The following is an 18001-nucleotide window of genomic DNA, read 5'->3' as shown; positions in this document are numbered from 1 at the left end:
CGCCATCTGGCAGGACGTGCTCGGTCTTCAGAAGGAAATCGGCATCCGCGATAACTTCTTCGACCTGGGCGGACATTCCCTGCGGGCGACGACGCTTGTCGGCAAAGTGCACAAAGAACTGAACGTCGATCTGCCGCTGCGAGATGTTTTCCGTCATTCGACGGTTGAAGAAATGGCAGCGGCAATCGCACGGATGGAACGGCAGGAGCATGTCTCCATTCCTCTTGCCGAAGAACAGGACCATTATCCGCTCTCGTCGGCGCAAAAACGGCTCTTTATCCAGCACACGCTGGAAGGGGCGGATGAGCTTTACAACATGCCTGAAATGCTGCAGCTGGAAGGGCCGGTGGATATCGGCCGGATAGAGGAAGCTTTCCGGACATTGATCGCAAGGCATGAGACGCTGCGCACCGGATTTGAAATGGTTCACGGAGAACCGGTTCAACGGGTTCACGCTCAAGTGGAATTTGCAGTCGAAACGAGCAAAGCCGCAAAAGAAGACGCGGAACAGATCGTCCGCCGTTTCGTCCGCGCGTTCGACTTGAAGACACCGCCTCTGCTTCGCGCAGGCCTGATCGAACTGGGTCCGGAGCTGCACATTCTCATGTTCGATATGCACCATATTGTCTCCGACGGTGTTTCCATGGCGATACTGGTGGACGAATTTTCCCGGCTGTATGCGGGAGAGGAGCTTCCTCCGCTGCGAATTCAATACAAGGATTACGCGGCATGGCAGCAGAGCGAGACGTACAAAGAGCGTACACGGCAGCAGGAGTCGTACTGGCTGGGAGAGTTGGCCGGCGATCTGCCCGACGTGGAGCTGCCGGCCGATTATGAGCGGCCGCCGGTGCGTAGTTATGAGGGCGCTCATCTGGAATTTGAAGTCGGCGCGGATCTCACCACTGAGCTGGGTGTTCTGGCAGCCCGGTCGGGAAGCACCCTGTTTATGATCCTTTTATCCGCCTACAACGTGCTGCTGTCCAAATACGGCGGACAAGAAGATGTTATAGTCGGAACGCCCGTTGCAGGCAGAACGGATGCCGATCTGGAACCGGTTATCGGCATGTTCGTCAACACGCTGGCGATCCGCAACCGGCCTGCCGGCGACAAAACCTTCCTTTCCTTCCTGGAGGAAGTGAAGGAATCGGCGCTGGGAGCTTTCGAGCATCAGGACTATCCGTTCGAAGAGCTCGTGGAGCGCTTGAATGTGAAGCGGGAAGCAGGCCGCAATCCGCTGTTCGATACGGTGTTCGATATGCAGAATATCGAGGAACACGAGGCTTCGCTCGGAACTCTTCGTCTCAAGCCTTATGAGCTGGACGACCTGGAAGAAGCGAAATTCGACCTCACCTTGTTCATGTCGGAAGACAACGGCGCGCTCAGCGGAGGGTTCTTTTACGGGACGAAATTGTTCAAAGAGGCGAGAATCCGGACAATGATCCAGGATTACTTGCATATCTTGTCCCAGATTTGCGAAAATCCCGAAAGCCGATTAAGCGAGATCCAATGCCTCAAGCTTTCGAGCGGCACGAAGAGTTCGGTAGAAGCGATTGAATTTGCTTTTTAGACAAAGCCCTGCCAGGTACTAGTTGTTCATGCCTAAAGAGTGTGTGCCCATAAATAGGGCATGCACTCCGGGTATGAGCCGATATCATTTTAGGGGAGGTACGCATGAAATCGTTGTTTGAAAAGGAAGAAATGTATTGGAAAGAAAAGTTCAATGCCGATGACAGCTTGACCTTTCTTCCTTACAATCTATCCCCCAAAGCCGCAGCCGGCCCGATTTCTGAAGGGAGTCCGGACGTTGTCAGCCTCAGGCTGCCGCCCGCGCTGTCCGAAAGAATTCTCCGACTTGCCAACGGTTCGGATTTGGCAGTTTTTATGATCGTGCTGGCGGGAGTAAACTGCTTGCTCCACACTTACGCTAAGCGGGACAACGTGCTCGTGGGGATTCCGGCGGAAACGGGCCCCGGAGACGGACCGGCAATCCACGATTTTCTCCTGATGAAAACGTACATAAACCGTCAAAGCACGTTCAAATCCCTGCTTGGTCAAGTTAAGCTGGCGATCGGCGAAGCGCTGGAAAATCAGCATCTTCCGTTCCGGAAAATGACGGGTTCCCTGACTATCGAAACTACTCCCGAAGGGACCCCTATTCTGAATACGATTGTTACCTACAAAAACATCCATAAAGCGGATATTCAAGGAATAGCCGCTTCGGATACCGTTTTTCAGTTCGATTCAAACGAAAACTCTATCGGGATAAACGTGAGTTTTAACAGCGGGCGCTATACCTGCGATTTTATTGAAAAAGCCGCCGGGCATCTCGTACAGCTTTTGTCCGTCCTGTTAGTTCAGCCGGATCTTGAACTCGGTGACGCGGATATGCTCTCGCCTTACGAAAAGCAGCAGCTGCTTGTTGATTTTAATAACACGGAAACGCGCTATGAACGGGAGCAAACGATTCACGGGCTGATCGAAGAGCAGGCTGCCCGCGTTCCGGATGCGACAGCGGTGGTTTTCGAACAGGAACGCCTTACTTACCGGGAGCTGAACGAGCGGGCGAACCGGTTGGCGCGTACGCTGCGTGCGGCCGGTGTGCAGCCGGATCAGCTTGTCGGTTTGATGGCCGGACGTTCGCTGGAAATAGCGGTCGGCATTTTGGCGGTACTGAAAGCCGGCGGCGCATATGTGCCGATCGATCCCGAATATCCCGAGGAGCGCATCCGCTATCTGCTGGAAGATTCGGGTGCGAAGCTGCTGCTGACTCAGCGGCGGCTACTGGACCGCGTCCCCTATGCGGGAACTGTACTGGCGCTCGACGACGAGAGCTCTTACAGTGCCGACGGCACCAATCTGGAGCCGGTTAACGGGCCGAACCATCTGGCCTACGTTATCTATACGTCCGGCACTACGGGGAAACCGAAGGGCGTGATGGTGGAACACCACGGACTGGTCAGCTTGAAGCACATGTTCGGGGACACGCTGGGCATCACCGAAACGGACAGAGTCGTCCAGTTCGCGAGTCTGTCGTTCGACGCGTCGTGCTGGGAAGTGTTCAAGGCGCTGTTTTTCGGGGCCGCTCTCTACATCCCCACAGCCGAGACCATTCTGGACAATCGGTCGTTCGAGCGTTTCATGCACGAAAACAGAATTACGGCCGCCATCCTGCCGCCGACGTATGCGGCCTATTTAAACCCGGATCATATGCCGGGGCTGCAAAAGCTGATTACCGGGGGCTCGGCCGTATCGGCCGAATTCGTGCAGCAATGGAGAGACAAAGTGCGGTATTTCAACGCCTACGGTCCGACGGAAGCTTCGATCGTTACCTCGGTTTGGACTGCCCGCACCGACGATATCGGACTAAAATCGGTCCCGATCGGCCGTCCGATTCAGAATCACCGGATTTACATTCTGGACGACCGTCTGCAGCTTGTGCCGGCGGGAGTAGAGGGTGAGCTGTGCATCGCGGGCGCTGGCTTGGCGAGAGGATATTTGAACCGTCCCGAGCTGACGGCCGAGAAGTTCGTGGACAATCCCTTTTCGCCGGGCGAGCGGATGTACCGGACCGGAGACCTGGCTAGGTGGCTGCCGGACGGGAACATCGAATACAGGGGCCGGATCGACCATCAGGTGAAAGTCCGCGGTTACCGGATCGAGACCGGCGAAATCGAGGAGCAGCTTCTGAAAGTACCGTCCGTACAGGAAGCGATCGTCATCGCCCGGGAGGAGGCGGACGGTCAGCAGCTATGCGCTTACTTCGTGGCGCAATCGAAGCTGACGGCCTCAGGCCTGAAGGAAGCGCTGGCTAAAGAGCTGCCGGGTTACATGATCCCGGCACACTTCGTGCAGCTGCTCCGGATGCCGCTGACGCCGAACGGCAAAATCGACCGGAAGGCGCTGCCCGCCCCGGAAGAGAGCGCGGAGCAATCAGCGGAATATATCGCGCCCCGCACGCTGATGGAAGTGAAGATCGCTCAAATCTGGAAGGACGTGCTCGGTCTCCGGAGGGTCGGCGTGAAAGACAATTTCTTCGATCTCGGAGGGAGCTCTCTGAGCCTCATGCGTTTGATTCAGGCGGTCTATGACGAAACCGGAATCGAAGTGCCGCTGAACCAGCAGTTCAAGAATCTCACCGTGGAAGCGATGGCGTTCGGGAGCGGAGAAACGGGCTTGGAGAAGGGCCAATCGTTTATCAAGCTCAATAAAAACGGAGCCTTGAATGTATTTTGCTTTCCGCCGGGAAGCGGATTCGGCATCGGCTACCGGGAACTTGCGAACCTATTGGACGACCGATTCGTCTTGTACGGGACCGATTTCATCGAAGATTCGGAAAGCTACGAAGCGATGCTGGACGACTATGTCGACGAAATCGTGCGCATTCAGGAGGAAGCTCCTTACGTGCTGCTTGGCTACTGTTTCGGCGGGAATTTGATGTTCGAAGTCGCTCAAAGAATGGAGAAGAGAGGCTATCGCGTCTCGGACTTGATCATGGTGGATTCCTGGATTAAGGAGACTTTGACGCCCGCAGAGACGACTGAAAGTGAATGGCAGGAAATACTGGAGGATTTGTCGGAAACGGAAAAAGAAATGATGGCGAACCCCCTCATCCGCGAACGTGTCAGCATCAAGGTACGCGCAACTTTGATGTATGAAGCGCAGCTCATAAACAGGGGAACGGTCGAAGGGCGTATCCACGAGCTGATCGCCGAAGACAGCGATGCTTTCCGTCTGGAGCACAGTCTGCCGTCATGGCGCGGAGCGGTTCAGGGTACCTACACGGAGTACAAGCTTGCGGGCGCGCACGAGAAGCTGCTTGAGCCGGAATGCCTGGAAGGGACGGCTAAAGTCATCCTCCGGATTCTGGAGGAAATCGCTCAGCGAAACGGAGCATCATCAAAGGTGCTGCATGGAAGCTGACGGCCGGTCCATCGCCGGGAAGGGGGACCCAATGGCGTCACAAAAGAGCAAACGCGTATACGCTGCATGGAAAGCATTCCGTTGGTTATTAACGTTTATAAACCGTCACAGAGGCTGGATGATCGCAGGCACCGTATCCGCGATTGCGGCTGCCATTATCGAAGTGTGGACGGGCAGTTTGATCGAACAGCTGACATCCCAGGCTGAGAACGGAGCGGGGCCGGTTGTCATCGAAATCGTGTGTACCGTTTTTTTCGTCATTCTGATCGGAGTGCCCGCGAAATACTTGATGATCTACGGGGTTGAGAAGAGCAGCGCGTTGGCTGTGAGAGATATTCGCAACCATGTGATGAACCATATCGGCAAATTGCCTATTCATTATGTGGAAAAACAGCATTCCGGCGATATTCTATCCCGGATCAGCAGCGATCTTCAGCTTATTCATCAATTTATGAGCCGGGATTTGGCCCAGTGGTTTTATCATCCGCTGCTGTTCGTGGGCTGTTTCACTTATCTGATCTGGATTCAATGGGAGCTGATGATTTACAGTCTGCTGCTGTTTCCCGTCTCGCTGCTTGTGTCGCACTGGATCGGCAAGCAGCTTCAGCAGCTGACGGAAGAGGCCCAGGCAAACATGGGACGGATGAATATGAATCTGCAGGATACGCTTGGCGGTATGCCGGTGGTGAAAAGTTATTTGCTGTCGGGGCTGCTGTTCCGCTCCTATCAATCACTTCTACTTCTGACAGCTCAGAAAAAACTGGCCGTGAAAAAAAGGGAATCGTGGGTCAATCCCCTCCTGTCCACGCTGATGCTCAGCCCGATCATTTTTGCCGTGAGCTACGGAAGTTATCTGATTTCCAAAGGGGAGCTCGGCACAGGAGAATTGATCGCGTTTCTTTATTTGCTGAATCTGTGTTTGGAGCCGCTCGATCATATTCCCGAGTTGATCACGCGTACGTTCGAGATGTCCGGCGCTTTAAAGCGGGTTTCCGATATTTTGGAACAGCCTGCGGAAAATCAGGAGGGGCACGCGATTACAAAAACCGCCTCGCCGCCGGTCGAGTTCCGGAACGTTTCTTTTTCTTATGAAACCGGATCTCCCATTCTTCAAAACTTGAGTTTCACGGTGCCGGAAGGAAAGACGATCGCTCTGGTTGGCGCGAGCGGCGGAGGCAAGAGCACGGTTTTCAAGCTGCTGTGCGGCTTTTATCCGCTGGAGGACGGGCAGGGAAACATCTGTGTATTCGGTCAGCAGGTAAACGGCAGCAACCCGGAGCAACTGCGTTCCCATTTTTCCGTTGTGACACAGGAGTCGTACTTGTTCAGCGGCACCGTGGCCGACAATATCGCGTACGGCCGGCAAGACGCGTCCATGGACGAAGTGATCGCGGCTGCAAAATCGGCGCAAGCGCACGCGTTTATCATGAGTCTGCCCGAGGGGTATCAGACGTATGTCGGGGAACGGGGCGGCTTTCTTTCCGGGGGCCAGCGTCAGCGGATCGCCATTGCCCGGGCGCTTCTCAAGAATGCTCCCATTCTGCTGCTCGATGAGCCTACATCCGCGTTGGATCCGGAATCCGAGGGCGCTGTGCAGGAAGCTTTGCAAGTTCTTATGAGCGAAAGAACGACAATCGTCATCGCCCACCGGCTGTCAACCGTTCAGAATGCGGATGAAATTTGGGTTCTGGAGCAGGGAAGGCTTGTTGAAGCCGGGACTCACGCGCAGCTTCTGGAGAAGAAAGGGCTGTACGCTCAATCGTTCCTTCAGGAGTTTACCGGTCTTGCGGAAAGCAAGGAGGTGGTCTACACATGAAGAGCGGCGGGTTAATTTCACAGGTAAAAGAACTCGTGTACTTAATGAGATTCATGAGCCGCAGACGCAAAATTCAGTACTACACAGGTCTCGGTATTACGGCAGTCAACCAGACGCTGTTTCTCGTTTCCTTCAGCCTGGTTGTCCAAAATCTGGTCAACTTTGCCGATTACCGCGATTCGGCCCTGATGTACCGGGCTTTTTACATCCTTGCGGGGGCATTGCTTCTGGAAAATGTCATTTCCCCCTGGTTTACGTACTTGTATCAGCGCAGCGTCGAATTTACGATTGTGGACGTGCGTGAGCGCCTTTACCGGAAATTTTGCCGGCTCCGGCCGAAATATCTGGAACAGACGCACCACGGAGATCTGATGTCGCGGGTAAATAACGATGTGGCCGCGGTGGAACTCACCTTTTCCAGCATTTATTTCATGCTGCTGCTGCAAGTGGTGTTCAGTGTCGGCTCCATCATTTCGATGGTGCTGATCGACTGGAGATTCGCCTCCGTTTCGCTGCTCGTTCTGCTTGTTTCTTTCTCGATCAGCGCCCGGTTCGCCCGGCAAATCCGTGTCCTTTCCGAGAAGTCACTGCAAACTTTAGCCCGGATGACCGAAAAGTTTAAAGACTTTATCGGAGGCATTCAGCTCGTGAAATTGTTTCATATCCGTCCGGTTTATTCCCAGTACCGGAGCCTGAACGAAGAAGTGACCCGGCTTGCCGAGCGAACCGCAAGGAAGAACGGGCTGCAGGCCGCCGTCAACCATTTTGTCAGCTATGTCACGTTCTGCGGAATTATCGTCATCGGAAGCCTGCTGTATGCTTACGGGCTGATCGGGATGGGAAGCGTTGCGGCGCTTGCCGTTCTCCAGATCAACCTGACCCATGCGATTATGAATTTCGGGACGGTGCTGTCTATGGCGCAAAATTCGTTAGCCGGCGCCCACCGGATTGAGGAAATTTTATCGGAGGAAGAAGAGCCGGAAAGGTTGGGATTGCCCGATCCTAAGAGGTCCTCGGAGGCGATGGTGGAGTTCCGGGATGTGGAATTTTCGTACCAGGCGGACAAAAAAGTGCTGTGCAGAATGTCCATGCAGGTATATCCGGGACAGGTCGCGGCTATCGTGGGCGCAAGCGGGAGCGGCAAAAGCACGCTGATCAAGCTGCTGCTCGGTTTCTATCCCGTGGACAGCGGGGAAATTTTGCTCGGAGGCAAACTCTTCGGCAGCTACACGCTGGACGAAATTCGCGGGCAGATCGCTTATGTGCCGCAGGAGCCGTTTCTGTTCAGCGGAACGATCGAGGAGAACATCCGTTACGGCAACCCGCAAGCGACGGCGGATGACGTGATTGAGGCGGCCAAGGCCGCGTATGCCCATCATTTTATCGAGGAGCTGCCCGGCGGGTATCAAACCCAGGCAGGGGAGCGGGGGGCGTCTTTGTCCGGCGGACAAAGACAGCGTATCGCGATTGCCAGAGCCATCCTGAAAAATGCCCCGATTCTGCTCCTGGACGAAGCGACGTCCGCACTCGACAACGAGTCGGAGCACTGGGTGCAGCAGGCTCTGAACGAGCTGATGAAAGGGCGGACGACGATTCTGATCGCCCACCGCCTAAGCACGGTAGAGAAGGCGGATTCCATTACGGTGATGAACCAAGGCACGGTTGTGGAGCGGGGAACGCACCGGGACTTGCTGGCTAAGGGCGGCTATTACGCGAGGCTGTACGGCTGACAGACCCGGACCGGCAGAAAGTTGTGTCCTTATGCCCGCGCAGGGCAGAACATTCTAACCGCAGTCCGGTTAACCGGGCTGCGGTTATTTTGCGTGCGGAAGGGAACAACTGTTGAAGAGTTATGGTTGCGTACTACGCTGATCCGGACTGGAAGCATGGATAATCCGCTCCATACCGGTATAATGAGGGTACGAAAGTCGTGCGATACCGGGTCTGGAAGGTGATGAAATGAACAAGGATTTTAAGTTGATGAAAGCGCTGATCGAGCTGCTGGATTCTGAAGAGCGGTGGTTTACTTTCGGGGAGGCCGAAAGGGAGCTGGGCATCTCGGACAAGTCCGTCCGGAAATTGGTGGAGGAGATAACGGCGCTTGTGCCGGGCACAATGAGTATCGAAGTTTCCAGAGGCAAGGGCATCTTCTTCCGCCGCGAACGTCACGGACCGACTATCCGGGAAGTCCTTGTGGAGCAGTTCAGGCAGACGTCTTATTACCGTCTCATGCACAGGTTGTTCATTTACGGCGGTCAGGCTTCCGCCGAGGAGCTTGCGGAGTTCCTTTATATGAGCGCTTCGTCGTTTAAGAAATTCATTATTCAACTGAATCGGGAAGATCTGCAGCCGTCCTGCCTGCGGCTCGCTTATTCTTCTCCGGCGCTTAAAGGAAATGAAATACACATCCGATATTTTTACTGGAAATTATTTTCCGATTCTCACCCTTATACAGGCTGGCCGTTCGCAGAGGTTGATTATCAGCAAATCCAGGAATGGCTAACGGAATTGGAGGAGGAACAAGGAATCGTTTATTTTCTGAATTCCAAACGGAGCCTGATTTTCCTGATTGCCGTTACGCTGGAGAGAATCCGGCAGGGACATTCCGTTTCGGTAAGCCGGGAGCTTTACGATTGGAAAAACGGCGCTTTCTATGAATCCGTCCGCCGTTTAGCCGGAAAGCTTGGACAAGAATACGGCCTGGACATTGCCGGGGAAGAAATTTATTTTCTGCAGTCGTTATGCAGCCTGAGTCAATATCATTACCGGAACGAAAAGGAAATGGCCTTGGAGCAGGAGGAGGCTCTCCATAGGAACGATGAGCCCAAATACCAGATGATGAACAACCTTTTACCCTTGCTCAGGGAAACCTTCCCATCGTTAGGTGTCGGCCACCGGTTTGTAATGGAAATGTGCGAGTTTTTCGAGAAGCTGATGATCGATAATGCCATTCCCGAACTGATGGCGGTATCGAAAAGTCGGCTGATCGCCTACCTGCGCCAGGAAGAGCCTCTTATTTACGAAGGGGTAACGGAGTGTATAAACCGGTGGAGCCGTGAATACCCCGCCGTATCGGTCAGCTCGTACCATCTCGTCAAGCTCGGTTTTATCGTCAGCTCCAATGTCCGGTACAAAAGCAAAAAGGCTTTTCTCATTATCGGTGAAGAATTTTCCGTTCGTCATTATGTGGCCAACCGGATTAAAAGAGAGATCGGCGACGAGTTGACGATCGAAACTTCCATCTTGCATGAACTAAGCGATGAAACCGTCCGTGAGCGGGAGATAGATTTTATTATAAGTACGATGCCTGTTGCGCTGAAAACCGTGCCCGCTGTGATTATTTCCGCGATACCGACGAAAAGGGACCTGGAAAACATTCGCAAAGAACTGCTTGAGTAAACGCTTGGTCCCGATTGTTCCGTATTCAACGGCTTATATGTGTCTAGTTTCCGGCCCCGGATTCTTTTATGCTGTGGTTGAAAGCGGTTGCTAACCGCCGATCCACGACAATCGAGGAGGAAACACAACATGAGTATCCACTTGGAAGCCAAACCCGGAGAAATCGCCGAACGCGTCCTGCTGCCGGGAGATCCGCTGCGCGCTAAATTCGTAGCCGAGCATTTTCTGGATGAGGTGCGCTGCTATAACGAAGTGAGAGGGATGTACGGCTATACCGGGTTATATAGAGGAGTTCCCGTTTCGGTTCAAGGTACCGGTATGGGAAATCCTTCGATGAGTATTTACGTGACGGAGTTAATCCGGGATTACGGAGCTAAAAAACTGATCCGGATCGGTACCTGCGGCGCGATGCAGCCAAATCTCAAGATCCGCGATCTTGTGCTGGCCCAAGCGGTCTCCACGGACAGCAATATGACGGACAAAATGTTTCATGGCTGCAGTTACGCCCCAACGGCCGATTTCGGCATGCTGATGCAGGCATATCAAGGAGCCAAGCGGAGCGGCGCCAACGTATTTGCCGGGAATGTGTACAATTCCGATGAATTTTACCGCCATACCCTCGACAGGCTGCATACGTTTATGGAGTTCGGCGTTCTCGCCGTCGAGATGGAAAGCACCGCGCTTTATACGCTTGCCGCCAAATACGGAGTGAAGGCGCTGAGTATTCTGACGGTAGGCAGTCAGCTTCTTACAAACGAACGTTCCGCGCACAAAGACAGCGAGCAATCTTTCAATCAGATGGCCGAAATCGCCCTGCAGACGATCACTCAGGATGCCGTATGAAATATGCGCTGGCTCTGATCGGCCTTATCGTCATTTTGTCGCTCGCGTGGCTCGTCAGTTCGGACAAGAAAAACATCAAGTACCGTCCGGTCCTCGTGATGATTGCTCTGCAAATCATTTTAGGCATGGTTTTGCTTAAAACAGGCGTAGGAGAATTTCTGGTAAAAGGATTCGCGGACGGGTTTGCCAAGCTGCTCGGCTTTGCCAACGCGGGAACGGACTTCGTCTTTGGCGGAATCGTAAACGAAGGAATTCACTCGTTTTTCTTCCACGTCCTGATGCCGATCGTGTTCATGTCCGTTCTGATCGGAATCCTGCAGTATTACAGAATACTGCCTTTTATTATCAAATACATCGGGCTTGCCTTGAGTAAAGTGAACGGCATGGGGAAACTGGAATCTTACAATGCGGTCGCTTCCGCGATTCTGGGACAGAACGAAGTCTTTATCTCTATCAAAAAGCAGATCGGGCTGCTGCCGCGAAACCGTCTCTATACGTTGTGCGCGTCAGCGATGTCGACCGTATCCATGTCGATTGTCGGCTCCTACATGACGATGTTGAAGCCGGAATATGTGGTGGCCGCATTGGTGCTGAATCTTCTGGGCGGGTTTATTATCGCATCGATCATCAATCCGTACGAGGTGAAGCCGGAAGAAGATCTTTTGGAAGTCCGGGAGGAGTCGAAACAGACGTTCTTTGAGATGCTTGGCGAGTATATTATGGACGGCTTCAAAGTTGTCGTAATCGTCGGCGCCATGCTGGTCGGGTTTGTTGCTCTCATCGCCATGATTAACGGCATTTTCAGCAGTATATTCGGAATTTCATTTCAAAATATACTCGGGTATGTTCTCGCTCCGTTCGCGTTCCTCTTAGGTGTCCCTTGGCAGGAGGCCGTTAAAGCGGGAAGTGTCATGGCTACCAAAATCGTGGCGAACGAGTTCGTGGCTATGCTTGATTTTGTGAAAATCCAAAACGATTTCAGTGAACGTACCCGGGCAATCGTGTCCGTATTCCTGATCTCGTTCGCTAACTTCGGATCGATCGGTACAATCGTCGGCGCCGTTAAAGGGCTGAATGAGAAACAGGGTAACGTAGTGGCCGGATTTGGGCTGAAGCTCTTATACGGAGCGGCTCTCGTGAGCTTTCTGTCGGCGACAATCATAAGTATCGTATTCTGATAGAGCCGCCTTTACAGCCTGTGCAGCAGGGTGTGACGGAGCTGATTTTCCATGCTTCTTTCGAAACCGAGGAGTTAAAGGAAATCACAGATACATGGCCTGTGCGTCAGAAGGAATATGAAGTTTTTCGTGATCCCGATATCCGGCACATTCTTGCACAAGAGAATATTAAGCTGATCAAATGGCGGAATTTGCGCGATTTGTAGCGGAACGAATAGCGCACTGACGCCGGTAACTCTTGTACCGGTAGGCGCAAGAGGCTGATCGCACCGGAACCGGGCGGTCAGCCTTTTTATTAGGGATCGCTAACAAATAGGAAAAACATATTAAAATGGCGGTTATTATATATTTTTAATATCAATAAGGGCTTGTTATAATCGGATTCAAACGGAAGGGAGGAACGAAAAATGAAATACAGGAAACTGGGCAAAAGCGGCTTGTCGGTTAGTGAAATGGCTCTTGGGAATTGGATCACACACGGGGCACAAGTGGATGACCGCACGGCGCAAGCCTGTGTGAATGCCGCACTGGATGCCGGAATCACGACTTTCGACACGGCGGATGTTTATTCGGAGACAAGAGCGGAATCCGTTCTGGGAGTGTCTCTTAAGGGGATACGGCGTGAGAGCATAGAGCTTTGCACGAAAGTTTTCCATCCAACGGGCAGCGGGCCCAACAATAGAGGATTGTCCCGCAAACATATCCTGGAAGGGTGCGACGCTTCTCTGCGCAGATTGCAGACGGATTATATCGATGTGTATTACGCACACCGTTTCGATTCGGACGTATCGCTCGAAGAAACCTTTTTAGCGTTTTCGGACCTCGTCCGTCAGGGGAAAGTTCTTTATATCGGAGTCAGCGAGTGGACTGCGGAACAGATCAAGCGCGGTGCGGCTCTGGCAAGAGAACTGCACGTTTTTTTCGTGGCGAGTCAACCTCAATATTCCATGCTGTGGCGTGTGATTGAAGGCGAAGTTATCCCGGCTTGCGAGCGTGAAGGCATCGGACAGGTGGTGTGGTCGCCGCTTGCGCAGGGGATTCTTTCGGGTAAATATGCGGCCGGCAAGCCGGTGCCGGAAGGTTCCCGCGCTTCAGCGGAAGCGGGTGCCCCGTTTTTCGATCGTTTGGCCGGACAGTGGCTGCGTAATGAAGTTCTCCAGGCCGTCGGTCGGCTCCGCCCGCTCGCGGAAGAATCCGGTTTGACCATGCCGCAGCTTGCGCTAGCCTGGGTTTTGCAAAACCCGCAAGTATCGTCGGCTATTATCGGTGCCTCGAAGCCCGAGCAGGTACAAGAAAATGTAAAGGCGGCGGGAGTCCGGCTGGATGCGGAGGTCATGAGGCAAATCGACCTTATTCTGAGCGGCATTGCGGAGTTTGATCCGAGTAAAACCGGTTAACGATGGGAGGTCCGGGAAGCCTCGCCGGCTGTTTTTTCTTCCAGAACGTCCAGAAAATTCATCAGAACCGTTTCGTTTCTGTCTGTTTTCCAAGAAGCATAAAGAGGAACGGACGGCGCTATTTCACTAAAGGAGCGGAAGACGACATCCTCTCGCCGGAAGGCGGATACCGAAGAGGGAACGATTGAAATCCCTATCCCGGCAGCTACCAGATTAACGATCGTATACATTTGAACCGCTTCCTGGACAATACGGGGCTGAAACCCATGCTTCCCGCAAAAATCAAGAATCAGGTCATGAAAGGAAGCACCTTTATCGCGCGGGAACAAAATAAAAGGTTCATCTGCCAGAGAATGTACGGACAAGGACTCCTGTTTAGCTAACCGGTGCGTAACGGGTATTGCGGCAAGCAGGGATTCATTTGCGTGAAGCCTCGAGGTTACATGCGGGGACGGGTCAGCCGAGCGCAAGAAGCCGACATCGACTTTTGCGTCGTGCAGAGCTTGCAGCTGTTGGGTGGTTGTCATTTCCGTCAGCGTAAGCTGAACATCCGGAAACCGTTCGCGAAACGCTTTTAGAACATCGACCATGGTACCGCCGACTGCCGAATCCACGAATGCGATGGATAAATTTCCGATTTTGCCTTGTCCGGTGAGCTGTGTTTTTTTGATGGACTGTTCCAGTTGAGCGACTAGGCTTCTTGACTCTTCCAGAAACACGGTTCCTGCAGGAGTCAACCGAACCTGTCTTTTGGTACGCTCGAACAGCTTAACCCCGAGTTCCTCCTCCAGGACTTGGATTTGCTGGCTTAACGGAGGCTGAGTCATATTCAATTTTTTCGCAGCCCGGTTGAAGTGAAGCTCTTCCGCCACTGCGATAAAATAATGCAGTTTTTTCAAATCCATAAAATCGAATTTCCTCCCGCAAGAAAAGAATAGTTGCTTTCCTCTGCAAATTCACTTTATCACAGGCCTGACGCGGCGGCAAAATTCCGAGTCTCGGTCTGTGTTTTTTCTTGTATTGAGTTTTCTCCAATCCGGGTAATGTATGGCATAACGTAATTCGGCGCTTGCCGTACAAAAGGAAAGGGGGAGAGGAACATGTACCTTCAGAGCCGTTTTTTCCGCGTATGTCTGGGAATTATCTCCGTGCTTCTGATTATTTTGCTTTTCAGTAAAATCAGTTTTGTGTTCAACCCCTTGATCACGATGATCAATATTTTGATCGTTCCGTTTATGATGGCGGGCTTTTTCTATTATCTGCTCCGCCCCGTGATCCAGTATTTAACGTCCCGGAAACTGAACAAAGTCTTGTCCATTCTGCTGGTGTATTTCGTCCTGACAGCGATTGTCATTATCTTCGTTGTCGGGGTATGGCCGACGCTTCAGCGCCAGGTGGAAAATTTCGTGAACGGAGTTCCGGGACTGATCGAGAATTTTAAACAACAGATGGGCAGGCTGCAGCAGAACCGGATGTTCTCCATGTTTGCGGGAAGCGAATCGGATCTGTCGACGAAGCTTTCGGAATACTTGAACAGGGGCATTACGGCGGCTTCCGACTATGTGTCCAATGTGATTTCGATCTTGACGAACTTCGTGATCATCATTGCGACCGTTCCGATCATTCTGTATTACATGCTGAAAGAAAGCGAGCATATCCCGTCCTCGATTCTGACCGTCATTCCAAGGCGCTACCGCCGGGACGGGAAAGAGGTGCTCGCTAACATCGATTCTGCGCTTAGCGGGTTTATTGTGGGGCGCGTTATCATCACCAGTTTGCTCGGCGTCATGCTGTACATAGGGTTTCTGATCATTGATCTTCCGTACTCGCTTTTGCTGGCCATTGCGGCCACGATCTTGAATATCATACCGTATATCGGGCCCATTCTGGGCGCTATCCCGACGATTATCGTCGCTTTTACCGTTTCACCCGCCATGGTCGCCTGGGTGCTTGTGGTGACGGTTATCGCGCAGCAAATCGAAGGAAATCTGCTGTCTCCTCACATTTACGGGAAAAGACTCGATATCCATCCGCTGACGACCGTCATTCTGCTTCTGGTTGCCGGGGATATTGCGGGGATACTGGGCGTCATTCTGGCGATTCCCGCCTACATTGTGCTGAAAATCATTATCGTGCGCATTTATTCGCTGTTTTTGGCGGAGAAAGTGGAGGAGCTCGTGGAATAAGAGGTTTGCTTGCTTGAATAAAGGGCTGCCGCCAGGCAGTCTTTTTTTTGAGGTTTGGGGAAAGAAGATGGTAAAATTTACGAAAGGAGGGGATCGACTATGCAAAACGTGCTTATTTTGGGCGGAACGCGCTTTTTCGGTAAAAAGCTGACCGCGAACTTGCTCCGCAGCGGGGCGGATGTAACCATCCTTACGAGAGGCAACGCTGCCGATTCGTTCGGTCCGGGCGTCAAAAGGCTTCATGCCGACCGCACGGATGCCGCTGCTCTGCGTCAGGTGATCGGATCTGCGGATTACGACGTGGTCTACGACAATATTTGTTACACGCCTCAAGATGCGGAACATGCGGTGCAATTGTTTGCCGGACGCACCGGCCGGTACATCGTGACTTCATCGAAAAGCGTCTACCCGTTCGGAGGCCCCCGCAAAAAAGAGAGCGATTTCGATCCTTACGGCTATCCGCTGCCGTCCGTTTACCCGGACCAACCGGATTACGCGGAAGGCAAACGGCTCGTTGAAGCCGTTCTGTTCCGCAAAGCGCCTTTTCCGGCAGCTGCCGTACGGTTCCCGATCGTCCTGGGCCCGGATGATTATACGCGCAGGCTGCATTTTCATATCGAGCATATCAAGCAGGGACTTCCGCTCGGCATCCCGAACCGCGAAGCGCTTCTGACGTTCATCGACTCGGATGAGGCGGCTTCTTTCCTGGGCTGGCTCGGCACATCTGCGCTGGAAGGACCCGTGAACGCCTGCTCCAAAGGAGAGATTACGCCGGGTAAAATCGTCTCCCTTATCGAGGAAGCCTTGAACAAGCAGGCGCACGTTGCGGACAAAACGGAAGAAGAGCACATGTCCCCGTTCGGGGTACCGGAGTCCTGGTATATGGACACGTCCAAAGCCGAAACGGCCGGCTATACGTTCCGTCATCTGGATGACTGGCTGCCGGACTTGATCCGCAAGCTTGCCGGGGAAAGCTAAAAGGGAAGCAGCGGGCTGAATCGTGAATTTACGGACAAAAAAAAGGCACGCTCTAATAAGAGGGCGTGTCTTTTTTTATCGTCTAAAGTCAGGCGCTGCCGTCAGTCCCGGAAGCCTGCGGCCCGGCCATTTGCGGGTTCTCCTGCCGGCTGTGGACGGGACGGAGATTTTGTCCTGAATTTATAAAGCGTCATAAACAAGCTTAAACCTGCTATGAACGCGAATTTTTGATAATTAGGATAAATAACATCCATCCCAGGCAAAGGTACGGCAAATATCAGGAGAGGATAAAAACTTAAAAGCAAAAACAGAATAAATATCGTTAAAAACAAAGCCCGGTGAACAGTCAGTTTGCTTGTCATGAACAGCGTGCCGCTATAAATACCTGTTACTATGTACAACAAAATTTTGAAACTATCAAGAACGAAAATGTTTGAGTAAACGGAGTTTGCACGTTTGTAATCCAGATACAGTTCCAGCGTTCCGGTTCCGTAAAAGACAATCCCTGCCCCGACTAACCAAATAAAAATAAACGCCGTATGGTTCAGTTTCATAAAATATATCCTCCTTAATTCCGTTAGGTTAAATTTACCATACTATTCATACATTGGATAGTTAAGGGGGTTAACGAATAAGTGCTCAGCGATTGATCCTGTATTCCCGCTTGCCAAACAAATTATCCTTGTATATTATAGATATTATAGATCCACAATGAACGCATTAAAATACTCTCCTTAATTTTCGTTCATTTTTAAATTCGCAGCGGGAGGAGGCACCAGCCCAATCATGCAATTTTCCAAAAGCACAGGGTACGCTCTGCATGCACTGATTCATTTAGCGCATACGGAACGCGGGCGCAACGTAGGCATTAAGGAATTATCAGCCTGGCTCGGCGTGTCGGAAAGCTACTTGTCCAAAATTATGTCCAAGCTGCGGCAGGACGGTATCGTACGCGCCGTTCCGGGAGCAAGCGGCGGTTACGAATTGGCGCGTGAGACCGATCAAATCACCTTTCTCGACGTGATTCAGGTGATTGAAGGACGTCAGCATATGTACGAATGTTTCAAAATCAGCGAAGAGCATCATCCGATGTTTTTCGAATCGGAGATTTTGGAGCCGGAATCGTCAGACGGTACGGACCATAGAGAGTGTCTGGTCAAAAAAGTGATGATAGGCGCCGAACGGCATATGAACGACTATTTAAAAGGGCACACCATCCAGTCCGTTCTCGACTCGGCGTCCGCCGGAAGCGGCGAGAGAATTGACAAGAAGTCATAAACTTCT

At 52.4% G+C, this 18001-nt stretch carries 13 protein-coding genes; 11 read left to right on the top strand and 2 right to left on the bottom strand.

Annotated elements, in window-relative coordinates; all coding sequences use genetic code 11:
* From HMPREF1207_RS01075 to HMPREF1207_RS01040, 8 genes are all read left to right on the top strand, one after another.
* On the top strand, window positions 1–1567 hold a 1567-nt coding region (locus tag HMPREF1207_RS01075), incomplete at its 5' end, for a condensation domain-containing protein (protein WP_016423371.1).
* Between the two features lie 104 nt (window positions 1568–1671).
* Window positions 1672–4920, top strand: coding sequence for a non-ribosomal peptide synthetase (locus HMPREF1207_RS01070; RefSeq protein WP_009672345.1), 3249 nt, complete (start codon window positions 1672–1674; stop codon window positions 4918–4920).
* 31 nt (window positions 4921–4951) lie between these two features.
* Entirely contained in the window at window positions 4952–6736 is a 1785-nt protein-coding gene (locus HMPREF1207_RS01065; RefSeq protein ID WP_016423370.1) for an ABC transporter ATP-binding protein, read from the top strand.
* Window positions 6733–8466, top strand: coding sequence for an ABC transporter ATP-binding protein (locus HMPREF1207_RS01060; RefSeq protein WP_009672351.1), 1734 nt, complete (start codon window positions 6733–6735; stop codon window positions 8464–8466). The genes HMPREF1207_RS01065 and HMPREF1207_RS01060 overlap by 4 nt, the downstream gene beginning before the upstream one ends.
* 229 nt (window positions 8467–8695) lie before the next feature.
* Window positions 8696–10135: a helix-turn-helix domain-containing protein gene (locus tag HMPREF1207_RS01055; protein WP_009672348.1), complete on the top strand. Its 1440-nt coding sequence runs from the start codon at window positions 8696–8698 to the stop codon at window positions 10133–10135.
* A gap of 129 nt (window positions 10136–10264) precedes the next feature.
* The gene (gene deoD, locus HMPREF1207_RS01050; protein ID WP_009672338.1) at window positions 10265–10978 is read left to right on the top strand and encodes a purine-nucleoside phosphorylase; all 714 of its coding nucleotides are present in this window, start codon (window positions 10265–10267) and stop codon (window positions 10976–10978) included.
* Window positions 10975–12156, top strand: coding sequence for a NupC/NupG family nucleoside CNT transporter (locus HMPREF1207_RS01045; protein WP_009672343.1), 1182 nt, complete (start codon window positions 10975–10977; stop codon window positions 12154–12156). Before deoD ends, HMPREF1207_RS01045 begins: the two co-directional genes overlap by 4 nt.
* A gap of 407 nt (window positions 12157–12563) precedes the next feature.
* Window positions 12564–13553 carry an aldo/keto reductase family protein gene (locus HMPREF1207_RS01040; protein WP_009672334.1) on the top strand — a complete coding sequence of 330 codons (990 nt, stop codon included), beginning with the start codon at window positions 12564–12566 and terminating at the stop codon, window positions 13551–13553.
* Here HMPREF1207_RS01040 and HMPREF1207_RS01035 read toward each other — a convergent pair.
* Window positions 13550–14458, bottom strand: a complete 909-nt coding sequence (locus HMPREF1207_RS01035) for a LysR family transcriptional regulator (RefSeq protein WP_009672364.1) — start codon at window positions 14456–14458, stop codon at window positions 13550–13552. The genes HMPREF1207_RS01040 and HMPREF1207_RS01035 overlap by 4 nt on opposite strands.
* 195 nt (window positions 14459–14653) lie before the next feature.
* Between HMPREF1207_RS01035 and HMPREF1207_RS01030 the strand changes: the two genes are divergently transcribed.
* Together HMPREF1207_RS01030 and HMPREF1207_RS01025 are read left to right on the top strand one after the other, a co-directional pair.
* A complete protein-coding gene (locus HMPREF1207_RS01030) occupies window positions 14654–15739 on the top strand; it encodes an AI-2E family transporter (protein ID WP_009672342.1) in 1086 nt (361 codons plus the stop codon).
* Window positions 15740–15838: 99 nt separating this feature from the next.
* Window positions 15839–16717: an NAD-dependent epimerase/dehydratase family protein gene (locus HMPREF1207_RS01025; RefSeq protein WP_009672355.1), complete on the top strand. Its 879-nt coding sequence runs from the start codon at window positions 15839–15841 to the stop codon at window positions 16715–16717.
* A 101-nt stretch (window positions 16718–16818) separates the two neighbouring features.
* Here the strand turns inward: HMPREF1207_RS01025 and HMPREF1207_RS01020 are convergent, their stop codons facing one another.
* Complete coding sequence (locus HMPREF1207_RS01020) at window positions 16819–17271, bottom strand: hypothetical protein (RefSeq protein WP_009672335.1); 453 nt, start codon at window positions 17269–17271, stop codon at window positions 16819–16821.
* A 232-nt stretch (window positions 17272–17503) separates the two neighbouring features.
* Here HMPREF1207_RS01020 and HMPREF1207_RS01015 point away from each other — a divergent pair, with 232 nt between their 5' ends.
* Window positions 17504–17995 (top strand): RrF2 family transcriptional regulator, encoded by a 492-nt coding sequence (locus HMPREF1207_RS01015; RefSeq protein WP_009672363.1) that lies wholly within the window; start codon window positions 17504–17506, stop codon window positions 17993–17995.
* The last annotated feature ends 6 nt before the right edge of the window (window positions 17996–18001 follow it).

The organism is Paenibacillus sp. HGH0039, from assembly GCF_000411255.1.
GTDB lineage: Bacteria > Bacillota > Bacilli > Paenibacillales > NBRC-103111 > Paenibacillus_F.
The sequence above is the reverse complement of the archived record's forward strand: the minus strand, read 5'-3'. Positions and strand labels throughout refer to the sequence as shown.

Bases quoted from the DNA above. Each gene is read 5' to 3' on its own strand.
- HMPREF1207_RS01070 (WP_009672345.1), top strand. From the start codon at position 1,672: ATGAAATCGTTGTTTGAAAAGGAAGAAATGTATTGGAAAGAAAAGTTC.
- HMPREF1207_RS01045 (WP_009672343.1), top strand. From the start codon at position 10,975: ATGAAATATGCGCTGGCTCTGATCGGCCTTATCGTCATTTTGTCGCTC.
- HMPREF1207_RS01015 (WP_009672363.1), top strand. From the start codon at position 17,504: ATGCAATTTTCCAAAAGCACAGGGTACGCTCTGCATGCACTGATTCAT.
- HMPREF1207_RS01020 (WP_009672335.1), bottom strand. From the start codon at position 17,271: ATGAAACTGAACCATACGGCGTTTATTTTTATTTGGTTAGTCGGGGCA.
- HMPREF1207_RS01030 (WP_009672342.1), top strand. From the start codon at position 14,654: ATGTACCTTCAGAGCCGTTTTTTCCGCGTATGTCTGGGAATTATCTCC.
- HMPREF1207_RS01065 (WP_016423370.1), top strand. From the start codon at position 4,952: ATGGCGTCACAAAAGAGCAAACGCGTATACGCTGCATGGAAAGCATTC.
- HMPREF1207_RS01035 (WP_009672364.1), bottom strand. From the start codon at position 14,458: ATGGATTTGAAAAAACTGCATTATTTTATCGCAGTGGCGGAAGAGCTT.
- HMPREF1207_RS01025 (WP_009672355.1), top strand. From the start codon at position 15,839: ATGCAAAACGTGCTTATTTTGGGCGGAACGCGCTTTTTCGGTAAAAAG.
- deoD (WP_009672338.1), top strand. From the start codon at position 10,265: ATGAGTATCCACTTGGAAGCCAAACCCGGAGAAATCGCCGAACGCGTC.
- HMPREF1207_RS01055 (WP_009672348.1), top strand. From the start codon at position 8,696: ATGAACAAGGATTTTAAGTTGATGAAAGCGCTGATCGAGCTGCTGGAT.
- HMPREF1207_RS01040 (WP_009672334.1), top strand. From the start codon at position 12,564: ATGAAATACAGGAAACTGGGCAAAAGCGGCTTGTCGGTTAGTGAAATG.
- HMPREF1207_RS01060 (WP_009672351.1), top strand. From the start codon at position 6,733: ATGAAGAGCGGCGGGTTAATTTCACAGGTAAAAGAACTCGTGTACTTA.